General features: G+C 70.9%; 6 protein-coding genes. All 6 read right to left on the bottom strand.

Annotation, left to right across the window (positions count from 1 at the left end):
- Positions 1 to 19: 19 nt before the first annotated feature.
- The 6 genes from POL25_RS14750 to POL25_RS14725 all read right to left on the bottom strand — a co-directional run bounded on the left by POL25_RS14750 (position 20) and on the right by POL25_RS14725 (position 11,031).
- Positions 20 to 2,272, bottom strand: a complete 2,253-nt coding sequence (locus tag POL25_RS14750) for a cation:proton antiporter domain-containing protein (protein ID WP_272086645.1) — start codon at positions 2,270 to 2,272, stop codon at positions 20 to 22.
- A gap of 24 nt (positions 2,273 to 2,296) precedes the next feature.
- Positions 2,297 to 4,375 carry an ATP-binding protein gene (locus POL25_RS14745; protein ID WP_272086644.1) on the bottom strand — a complete coding sequence of 693 codons (2,079 nt, stop codon included), beginning with the start codon at positions 4,373 to 4,375 and terminating at the stop codon, positions 2,297 to 2,299.
- A 206-nt stretch (positions 4,376 to 4,581) separates the two neighbouring features.
- The gene (locus tag POL25_RS14740; protein WP_272086643.1) at positions 4,582 to 7,350 is read right to left on the bottom strand and encodes a beta-propeller fold lactonase family protein; all 2,769 of its coding nucleotides are present in this window, start codon (positions 7,348 to 7,350) and stop codon (positions 4,582 to 4,584) included.
- Positions 7,351 to 7,642: 292 nt separating this feature from the next.
- The gene (locus POL25_RS14735; protein WP_272086642.1) at positions 7,643 to 9,085 is read right to left on the bottom strand and encodes a TIGR03790 family protein; all 1,443 of its coding nucleotides are present in this window, start codon (positions 9,083 to 9,085) and stop codon (positions 7,643 to 7,645) included.
- A gap of 62 nt (positions 9,086 to 9,147) precedes the next feature.
- The gene (locus tag POL25_RS14730; protein ID WP_272086641.1) at positions 9,148 to 9,879 is read right to left on the bottom strand and encodes a site-2 protease family protein; all 732 of its coding nucleotides are present in this window, start codon (positions 9,877 to 9,879) and stop codon (positions 9,148 to 9,150) included.
- Between the two features lie 558 nt (positions 9,880 to 10,437).
- Positions 10,438 to 11,031: a nitroreductase family protein gene (locus tag POL25_RS14725; RefSeq protein WP_272086640.1), complete on the bottom strand. Its 594-nt coding sequence runs from the start codon at positions 11,029 to 11,031 to the stop codon at positions 10,438 to 10,440.
- Positions 11,032 to 11,067 lie beyond the last annotated feature (36 nt).

The following is an 11,067-nucleotide window of genomic DNA, read 5'->3' as shown; positions in this document are numbered from 1 at the left end:
TTCGAGCCACGCGGCCAGATCAACCGGCGCTCAGCAGCAGGACCGGGCAGGGGGCGTTCTTCAGCACGCTCTCGACGCGGTGGCCGAAGAAGGCGCGGGCCGAGACGGCGCGCAGGCTGCTGCCGAGCACGATGAGGTCGAAGCTCCCCTGCGCGGCCAGGTGGACGATGTCCTCTTCGGGCCGGGCGCCCTCGAGGACGACGGTCTCGACGCTGGCGCCGAACTTCTTGGCCCGCTCGGCCTCGCGAGCGACGATCTGAGCGCCGATCTCGTGCGGCCGCGCGGAGTCGACGTCGTTCGAGCCGGTGCGCGAGATGTGGAGGATCGTGACCTCGGCCTTGGTGCTGGCCGCGAGCACGGCCGCGAGCTCGACGGCGTTCTTGCTGTACTCGGTGCCGACGGTGGGCACGAGGATCTTCTTCGGCGACCACAGGCGATAGAGCGGCGGCTGCCCGGGCACGAGCTCCCGCGCCGGCTCGCGCACGATCAGGGTCGGGCACGGGGCCTTGTGGATGATGCGGTCGGCCATCGGCCCGAACAGCGCCTCGGTGCCGCGGTGGACCTCGCCCAGCACCAGCAGCTCGTAGTCGCGGTGCGCCTCGGTCAACACCTGCTCGGCCGGGTCAGGGTCGCTGATGATCTTGAGCTCGGGCCGCGAACCCTTGAGCAGCCGCAGCGGCCGGCCGATCCGCTCGAGCGCCTTGGCGCCGACCGCCGCGTAACGCCGGCCGCGACGGCTCCAGAACTGCCACCACGGGCGCCGCACGGCCAGCGGCCGGGCGTACACGGCGGTGGCCTCGATCGGCTGCTTGTGGCTGATGTAGCCGATGATCTGCGCCGGCAGGTCGAAGCTGTGCGCGTGCCGGGTGACGAGCAGGACCCGGCGGATCTGGCGGATGAAGCTGCTGGCGGCGATCGCCTCGGCCTCGAGCCGCCGCGCCTCGCTCTCGCCCATCTTCACCCGCGACAGCGCCCACCGCAGCATCGGCGGCGCCATCATCGAGGTCACGATCGCGACCATGACGATGATCGAGTAGAGCTCGATGGTGAGGATGCCGAGGCCGAGGCCGACGGTGGCGACGACGATCTCCATGGCGCCGCGGGCGTTCATGCCGAAGCCCATGGCCAGCCGCTCCCAGTGCGTCAGGCGGGCCAGGGCGGCGCCGACGTAGACGCCGGCGATCTTGCACGCGCACGCGAGCCCGAGCACGGCGAGGCCGACGAGCGCGACCTCCTGGTTGGCGAGCCGCGCGAGGTCGACCTTGACGCCGGCCGACGCGAAGAAGATCGGGGCGAGGAAGCTGGCGGTGACGACCTCGAGGGTGTGCCCGACCTCGCGGCGGAACCGCGGGGCCTGGCCGGCGAGGATGCCGATGGCGAAGGCGCCGAGCACGGCCTCGATGCCCATCTGGTGGGTCAGCGCGGCGGCCCCGAGGGCGAGGGCGATGACCAGCGAGGTCTGGGCGTTGACGCCGCCGATCCGCCGGTCGACGCCGGAGATGATGCGCGCGACGATCGGCACGCCGACGGTCAACATCAGGCCGAGGAACACCAGCGCGCCGCCGACGGCCTCGGCGACGGAGACCGGGTCGACCTGCCCGGCGGTGGCGAGGCCGGCGACGACGGCGAGCAGGATCCACCCGACGGTGTCGTCGGTCATCGCCGAGGCGAGGATCAGCTGGCCGATGTCGCGCCGGATCAGCTTGAGGTCCATCAGCACCTTGGCGATCACCGGGACCGCGCAGATGCTCATCGACACCGCCATGAACAGCGCGAACACCAGCCGCTTGCTCGGGTCGGCCAGGTAGACCTCGGGCAAGTACCAGCCGAAGGTGGCGCCGGCGAGCAGCGGGATGGTGATCCCGCAGCTCGAGATCAGCAGCGCGCTCTTGCCCCGGCGCTTGATGAGGCCGATGTCGGTCTCGAGCCCGGTGACGATGATGAGGAACAGGACGCCGAGCCACGACACCACCGACAGCAGGTCGGCCTGGTGCTGGTCGCGCGGGAACACGTAATGCTGCAGCTCGGGCGCCAGCGCGCCGAGCACGGAGGGCCCGAGCAGCACCCCGGCGGCCAGCTCGCCGATCACCGCCGGCTGCTTCAACTTGCGCAGCAGCTCGCCGAGCAGCCGCGCGGTCGCCAGCAGCACCGCGAGCTGCAGCAGCAGCAAGAACACCGCGTGGTGCCCGAGCGACTTGAGGACCACCTCGCCGGCTGCGCCGGCCTGGGCGGCGGTGTCCGTGAGCGTCATGACGGCTGTGCCGAAGACCATGGTCAAAAGGACATGTCCTGAGGGTCAGATCATGCTGCGCCAGCGGAGGTCGTGGGTGACGGGGCCGACGGCGGTGGGACGGAGAGTGAGGAAGCCGCCGGGCCCGCCCTGGTCGACGAGGTGGCGCCGGCGCAGGTCGTCGATCTCGGGACCGATGCCGCCGGCCGTGGTGCGCACGATCTCCTGCAGCTGCCCCTCGGTCAGCGCGCCGTGCTGGACCAGGCTGACCAGCACCTGCCGCTGCGGCAGCGACAGGTCGTTCAGCGCGGTGCCGCGGCGGCGCGGCAGCGGGCGCACGAGGATGTCGTGTTGGGTCTTGGCGTCGAGGCGGGCCGAGAGCAGCCAGTAGTCGAGCGCCTGCCGCAGGTTGCCGCCGCACATGCGCTCGAGGTCGGTGAACCACTCCTCGCCCGGGTCGGGCAGCATGTCGGCGCGGGTGAACGGCCGCCGCAGCCGCTGTAGCGCGGGGGCGCGGCGCTCGCGGAAGCCGAGGCCGAAGCCGCTGACGCGGTGGCGCGAGCGGATCATGCTCTCGATGAAGCGCCCGCTCTCGGCCGGGACGTGCACGACCTGGCCGAAGTACAGCGGCAGCCGCAGGCAGGTCTCGAGCAGCGTGGCCGCGGGCGCGGCCATCAACACGACCCACAGGATCGCCTCGTCGGTGCCGCGGACCAGGTCGAGGAAGGCCTGCATGCGCGCGAGGCCCTCGGGGGTGCGCACGAACAGCTGCTCGGCGTTCTCGAGGATCAGCACCCGCCGCCCGCCGATCAGCGGGACGGTCCGCGCGAACTCGCGGAAGCTGCCGGCGTAGGGGGCGCCGGTGGCCTCGCACAGGGCGGCGCACAGGCGGGCCTCGCTGGCCAGGTGCGGGCCCATGGAGATCCAGTGGACCGGGAGCTCGCCGTGCAGCTCGGCGCGCACGCGGTTGACGAGGGTGCGCTTGCCGGCCCCGCGATCGCCGGTGACGAGCAAGGCGACGCGCTGGCCGGCGAGCCAGGTCTGGAACACCTCGCGGCACGGGGCCTCGAGGCGCAGGCGGTGCTGGTAGAGGTCCGACAGGCCGAGCGGGACCTCGCCGAACAGGCGCCGGTAGATCGCGGGCAGGCTGCCGGCGCGGTTCTCTCCGGCGATCAGGAGGTCCCAGTAGCCGACCCGCGGGCCCTCGCCGGTGAAGGTGCGGCGCACGTCCTGGGCCAGCTCGCGGACTACCGGCGCGGCGCGACCGTAGAGCGCCAGAGCGCCGAGGCGTGCGCGGTCGCGCTGGGCTCGGAGCCACGAGGCGCGCGACCGGGCAGCGCGCGCCTCGAGCTGCTGCAGGAGCTCGTCGGGCCGGTGGGTGCGCAGCGGGGCGAGGGCGTCGTCCATGCGCGCGGAGCTCTCGGCGACGAACCACTCGAACAGGCGCCGGACGCCGCGAGCGGTCCGCTCGGACAGCGCGCGCACCAGGCGGATCGCGTGGCCGAGGCCGGTGTGGGCCGACTCGTCGCGCGCGTCGACCTCGCGGCTGTCCTCGACGATGAAGAGGTGGTAGTCGAGCACGGTTTCGATGCGCTCGAGCTCGGCGGCGGCGTCGCGGGCGAGGGCGGCGGCGCGGCGCGTGAGCTCCTCGACGAGGCCGCGCACCGGCTCGGCGAACACCTCGCCGAGCCAGCGGCGCAGCGGCACGGCGATCTGCTCCGGCTCGGTCGGGGCGTCGTCGCCGTCGTCCGGGGCGGCGCGCTCGAGGAAGTAGATCTCGGGCTCCTCGGCGACGGTGCGCGCGAGGTCGGTCAGCAGCCCGGCGGCCGCCATGCCCTCGGAGAAGGAGGCGGCGGTGGCGGTGAGGGTGTCGCGGGCGCCGTGGATGGCCGGCCGGATCTCGTGCTCGAGCACCGCCCGCCAGCGCGTGCGCGACAGCGGGTGGCGGTTGTCGTCGTCCGCGAGGGTGACGAGCGCCTCCTCCGGCGCGAGCGGCGGCTGTATCTGCTGCTCGAGCGTCAGCGCCACCTGCTCCAGGCCGCCGAGGCAGTCTCCGCGCAAACGCTGGTCGAGCAGCTCGCCGGCTCGCCCCTGGAGCGCCGCGAACCACTCAGCCAGCCGGGCGAGCTGAGGGTCGAGGATCACGGGCCGAGGATATCAGCTCGAGCGCCCTCGGCGGTGAAGCCGATGAAAGGTGCGTTCCCGCGCGGCAGGCGCCGTCCTGAACAGGGGTGCACCTGCGCGCGGCGCGAGCCCGATGCGAGGCCGCGCCATGGATGTCCTTCGGGACAGGTCGAATCGCGCGCCCCGAGGATATGTCCCGAAAGACATATCCTCGCAGGCGCCGCCGCTCACGGGGTGTCGCTGGGGTCGGCCGGGTCGCTGTGGTGAAGGACCTCGTCGCCGTCGCGGTGGCCGTCGCCGTCGCGGTCGACGCCGAGGCGGTAGCCCGAGCCGGGCGGGGTGCAGGTGTAGGTGACGGGCTTGCCGGTCTGGGCCAGGAAGCGCACCGCGACGTCGCTGAGCGGCGGGATCGAGGAGAAGCTGGTGACGTAGGCGCCGCCGCTGTAGAAGAGCCCGAGCTCGACGCCGCCGACGTGGGCCTTGGCGATCAGGTCGCAGTCGCCGGCGTCGGCGCGCTGGCGCAGCAGGTTGATGCGCGGGCCGACGACGGGGCCGTTGCTGGCGGTGAGGCTGATCTGCTGGCCGACGACCGGCTTGAAGTTGGTGTCGAAGGCGAACGTGAACTCCGCGACCTTGCGCATCTGCTCGAAGTTGGTGAACCCGCCGGGGGTCACGGGCGTGGCGACAAAGGCGTTGAAGAACCGCATCGGCGTGTCCTTCGAGCCGTCGTGGGTGTAACCGAAGCCGCGGATCTGGTCGCCCTTGTGGCTCGGGTCGTAGAAGCCGCTGGCGATCGGGTCGTTGAAGACGGGGTCGCCGCCGGGGAAGCCGAAGGTCCCGACCTTGGTGTACATGTTGCGCAGGTGGGGGATCTTGAAGGTCTGCGAGAACTCGCCGCCGACGACCTCGCCGTCGCTGCCGAAGAAGCCGGGGTGAGCGTCGGTCGGGTTGGCGGCGAGGTCGAGCCGGTGACAGCCCTCGCAGGTGAACTTGCGCTCGGGCAAGAACGAGAAAGTCTCGACGTTCATGAAGAAGTCGCGGCCGAACTGCTGGTCGGCGTTGAGGCTGTCGTCGAGCGCGCGGATCGGGTTCGGCGGGTACATCACCTGCAACTGGAAGTCGGTGAACGCCTGCATCTGCTGGGCCGTCAGCGGCTCGTTGCGACCGAGCAGGCCCTCGAAGGCGACGTTGAAGGCGTTGAAGGCGGCGACCTCGCTGAAGGCGCCGCCGTTGGGCTGGGCGTTGACGCCCTGACCCTCGCCGTTGCGATCGCCGCGCCAGTGCATCGGCCCGTGGTTGGCGAGGCCGCGCAAGCTCTGGGTGGTCATCGGACCCTTGTTGGGGTGCAGCGGGACCTGGAAGCCGAAGAACGAGTCCTTGAGGATGTTCGGCGGGGCGGTGACGTCGCCGTCAGGGTCGCCGAGGTCCCACGCGAGCTCGTCCTTGTCGCCGAAGATATGGCACGAGGCGCACGACTGGTCGCCGTTGCTCGAGGTCAGCGCGGCGTCGTAGAGGAAGCGCCGCCCGGCCACCAGCGACGCCGGCTCGGGGTTGTGCATGGTGACGTGGGCGATCTCCTCGCGGTCGTCGGTGTCGATGATCGAGATGCCGTTGTCGAAGCGGGTCAGGACGTACAGACGATCGCGCTGCTCGTCGAGCACGAGCCCGGTCGGGCCGCCGCCGCTGACAGCGATCTGGTCGATGTCGTCGGGCCAGTGGTCGTCGTCCTCGAGGTCGCGGGTGTCGTAGAGGACGACCTTGTCGTTGCCGAGGACGGCGGTGTAGAGGGTGCGGCCGTTGGCGGAGATCGCCATGCCGAGGGTCTGGGACACGCTGAGGGCGCCGGTGTCGTTGGGGATCTCGTCGCAACAGTCGTCGCGGTCGATGTGCTTGTTGAGGTCGCGCGGGTGGACCGAGTTGCCGCTGCCGAGCACGGTGATGCGGTTGTCGACGGTGTGGCCGCGCACGGTCGAGCCGGCGAAGTCGCCGTGGCCCTCGAAGCGGACCTCGTTGCGCGCCTCGGTGTTGGAGACGTAGACCTTCCCGCTCTGCGGGTTGACGATCATGTTGAAGATGACGGTGCCGACGCTGCGGTAAAACCCGGAGTTGCCGGGCAGGACCGCCGGGGTGCCGGCGTTGGCGTCGATGACGAAGACGTCCTTGTCGGGCAGGTTGAACTTGATCTTGCTGTCCCACCAGCGACCGATCTCGTCGACCCAGTGCTTGCCGTCGTACTTGACGATCAGGCTCATGTCGGGCTCGGGCACGCCGGCGTGGTTGACGTTCGGCAAGGGGATGCCGCCGACGCCCTGGCCGCCGTCAGGGATGACGCCGAGCGCGACGACGGCGGTGCGGTTGCCGGACACGAACGAGGCGGCGTAGACGCGGTGGCCGCTCGGCGAGACGGCGAGGGCCCGCGGGGTGTCGCTGAAGAGGTTGACGATCGTCAGCGGGCTGCCGCCGAGGTTGCTCCCGAGGCTGTTGGCGTTGAACACCCAGACGTCGGCGCGGCCGATGCCGGGGGTGGTCAGCTTGGGGTCGAACGGGGCGTTCTGACCGCGGTGGGCGGCGGTGATGAAGGCCCGCGACTTGCCGGGCCCGGCGAACACGATGTCCCGCGGCTCGTCGCCGACGAGCAGGGTCCGCTTGACGTGCGGCGTGGGGTCGTCGACATCGACGATGCTGACGCTGTCCGAGAGGTGATTGACGACCCATACTTCGTCGTCGCTGCGCACCGCGACGGCGACCGGCTCGAGCCCGACAGGTACGGAAGCTTCATGCTCGAGGCCGCCGCCGTGCTTGATCTTGTAGATCTCGAGGCGATTGTCGGGAGTATTGACGGCATAAAGCCGGGTTCGGCTGGAGTTCAGCGCCAGCGGACGCACCTGGCCGCTCTCGAAGGCGGCGAACGGCGCAGCGGCCTGTGCGGACTCAAGAGTGCCGCCTATGGTGAGCAAGGTGACGAGCGAACTGATGCACAAATTGCGAGTTTCCATCGCAGTCACAGTACCGAGGCGTCGCCGCCGCCGACAAGGACCCTCGATGTCTGGTATGGTGATTTCTGAATGTCATGGGAAGACTGTAATCAGATCACATGTGTGCATAATGCGGCGCGCCGCTCATCGGGGGCGTCCCGAACATGCATTCGCCCGTCATTCACCAGCGCCCGACGTGCTCCCCGTTGACCCCAGTGGGGGTCCCGAAGCGTCATGGAGCGATGTGCAAAGGCGGTCCGGCGCTGACGATGTTCACGAGCGTCGCCGGGGCGATCCGGCGAATGACAATAGTTCAGCCGGGGCCGACGATCCGGTAGAAGGGCTCCGTGGCGTCCGCGATCTCGATTTCGTGGACCATGTCGAGGGTCGGGGTGAAATCGCCCACCGCGGTCCACGGGCCCTGCTCGGCCGGCGCCGATTCGATGGTGTAAAGGATGCCCGGCGCGAATTGTCGCGTGTGGATCTGGAGGGAGAGCGTATCGGGGTCGAACTCGACGGTGGCGCCGGCGAACGGACGCGCCAGCGGCTCTCCCACGAATACGCCCTCGCCGGGCCAATTCACCGACTTCCAGTACGCTTCGATCAGCGTCTCGCCGCGCCAGTAGTGCGGCAGGAACACCTGGGTCTCGGGGAACTTCGCCGGATAGTTGCAAGGCTCGGTCGCGGTGCCGTAGCTGCCGGTGGCGCCGGCCTCGAGCCAGCGACAGATGCTCATCTGACCGCTGTCGCAAATCTGGCCGCCGTAGGAGGTGAGGTGGTCGGCGACAGCGCCGGGCAGGTAGGTGTTGCCAGCGATCCCGGGCACGTCGGCGAGGCCTGTGAAGTAGAAGAGGACGTCGGTCTGGCCCTCGAGCACGTCCGAGCCCGTGCCCATGGCGTTGTCGACGTACTGCAGGGCGAGCGGCTGCGGGCTCCACTGCTCGACGGTGGTGACGAAGGAGGGCCAGCGGACGCTGCGCGCGCTGTCGGTGGTGCGCACGAACCAACCGGTGCCGCCCGGGGCGGTGCCGTCGGCCGCGACGCCGCGATCGATCAACGCCTGCACGTTCTCGAAGGAGGTGCCGGCGAGGTGCATGGCGGGGCGCAGGCCGTGGTCGGTGAACGGGCGCAGCGAGGGCGAATCGTAGTAGCCGCTCGGGGCGGTCTCGGTGCACGGCTGACTGCAGTACTTGGCGGGGTCGTGGCCGAGCGCGAGGGCGCTGACGAGCGACTGACATTCGACGCGGTAGGGCTTCGTCCACGCGATCGCCAGGGCCTGGATGTCGGGGCCGAGGGCGGCGTCGACCTGGCCCTTGAGACTGGCGAATGTGTCGGCCGCGAGCGCGTCGCCGGGCGGGGTGAAGCTGAGGACGACGAGGTTGTCCGCCGGCAGGCCGCGCGCGGCCATGTAGTGGGCGGCGACGGCCATCGACTGCGGGTCCTGGTCGTTGGCGAGCACGGCCAGCTCCCCGGGCTCGATCGCGGCCCGCGGGAGGATCACCGTCGGCGCGACCGGACCACCGGTGGTGGTGCCGGTGCCCGAAGTCGGGTCGTCGGTGGTGGTGGTGCCGGAGGTCGAGCTGGTCGAAGAGACAGGCTCGTCGCCCGTGGTCGTCGGGGTCGACGTCGTCGGCTCGGCGGTGGTCGCGGTGGAGGACGGGCCGGTGGTCGGGGTGGCGTCGGTGCCGTCGCCGAGGCTCGAGGTGCAGGCGCAGGCGAGCAGGAGGGCCGCGGAGAGGCGCGCGGGCTGGGGCATCGAGGCAGCGTATCAGCCGGCCCCACGTGCGCCGTGGGGGCCGGAGACGACGTTCACAAGCCTCACCAGCCGCGGCCGCCGCGAGGCGGGAAGCCGCTGGTGCGGCGCCACTGCGCGGGGTCGTCGGTGCCGCGGCTGTAGCGGCGCGCGGCGAGGCCGGCCTCACCGTTGGCGGCGAACCAGAGGAACACGGCGACGACGGTCATCATCGTGCGACCGCTGGCGATCGCGTAGGCGCCGAGGCCGAAGGCGGCGAACTTGCCGACAGCGGCGGCGATCTCGGTGGCGCGCAGCGGGCCCATGCGCGCCGACAGCAGAGCGCGGAAGACGCGACCGCCGTCCATCGGGAAGGCCGGCAGCAGGTTGAAAGCGCCGAGACCGAGGTTGGCCCACGCGAGCGCGCCGAGGAACGAGTGCGGCGAGAGGTCACCGGTCAGCGCGGAAAGGGCGAAGAACAGGCCCGAGAGCAGGAAGCTGACGACCGGGCCGGCGAGGGCGACCATGAACTCCTCGCGCGGGGGCATGTGCGCGCCCTCGATCTGGGCCACGCCGCCGATCGGGAGGAGCAAGATCTGCCGGGTAGCGATGCCGTAGCTGCGCGCCGTCAGGGCGTGGCCGAACTCGTGGGCCACGACCGAGGCGAACACCGCGACGAGGAAGGCGAGGCCGTAGATCACGGCGGCCGGACCGCCGCCGTAGCTGCTCAGAACCGCCCACAAGAGCACGAGGACGAAGGAGGCGTGGACCCGCGTCTCGATGCCGAACAGTCGGCCAAGCGACCATGACCATTGCATGATGAGCCACCATGCGCACGCGTCGGCGAGGGTCAAGGTCGGCACACGCGCCGTGCAGGCGGCGGTGAGGCGGAGCGCACGGGCAGGCGCGGCGAGGAGGGCGGCGGGGATGGCGCGGCCGAAGTCTGCGCGCCCGGTGTGGGCGCGGACCTGGCGCGAGGGACAGGTCGAGCGGGGCGGGTATTCCCGAGTTTAGCTCGTGCATGGGGTGGCCCGGCTCGGGCTCCCCGAAAGACAGCACGAGATGTCCCTGCGACATCTAGCGTGAGGCGGGCGCGGCGCGATGCTGTCCTGAAAGACAGCACGAGATGTCCTCAAGGACATCTCGTGCGTGGGCCGGAAGGTCCGTGAGGACATTTCGTGCGCGGGCCGGAGATGTCCTCAAGGACATCCCGTGCGTGGGCCGGAAGACGCGCCGGAGGTCCGCCGGCCGCGGCGGAAGATGTCGCTGCGGACATCTCATTATCGCGGCAGGCGCGGCGCGCGAAGCTGTCCGAAGAGACAGCACGAGATGTCTTTGCGGAACACCTCGTGCGTCGTTCGGGGCGGCTGCGGAGGTCAGCCGGCGGCGCTGAAGCGGCCGCGGTGGAGGAAGCTGGCCGCGGGCACGCGGCTGCTGGCGGCCTCACGGGCGCGCAGGCCCTCGGGCAGGTCGGCGACGTCGCCCTGGACGCCGACGGCGATCGCGGCCATCGCCTCGAAGTCGGGCTCGGGGACGCCGAGCTCGGTGTAGGTCTTGGCCTCGTCGAAGCCGGCCATGGCGTGGGCGTGGAGGCCGAGCACGCGGGCCTGGAGGGCCAGGGACATCCACGCGCTGCCGCAGTCGAAGCCGGCGTGGCGGTTGGCCTTGCCGGACGAGGCGAAGCGGCGGCGGCCGAACAGGATCATCACCAGCGGCGCGCTCTGGGCCCAGGACTGGTTGAACGGGACCAGGCAGCCGAGCACGCGCTTGTGATCGTCGGTGCCGGTGCCGTGGCCGTACACGACCATCCACGGCTGCTCGTTGTAGCTCGACGGGGCCCAGCGCATGGCCTCGAACAGGCTGGCGAGCTGCGCGTCGGTCAGCGACCCGGGCCGGAAGGCGCGCGGCGACCAGCGGTCGAGGAACATGGGGTGGACTTCAGCGTCGGGCGTGCGAGTTGTCGCGGTCATGCGCGCACCGATCTAGCACAGCACCCGGACCGCCGG

This window comes from Nannocystis bainbridge (genome assembly GCF_028368995.1).
Classification (GTDB): domain Bacteria; phylum Myxococcota_A; class Polyangia; order Nannocystales; family Nannocystaceae; genus Nannocystis; species Nannocystis bainbridge.
Note: the sequence above shows the minus strand (reverse complement) of the source record. Positions and strands in the feature narration are given on the sequence as shown.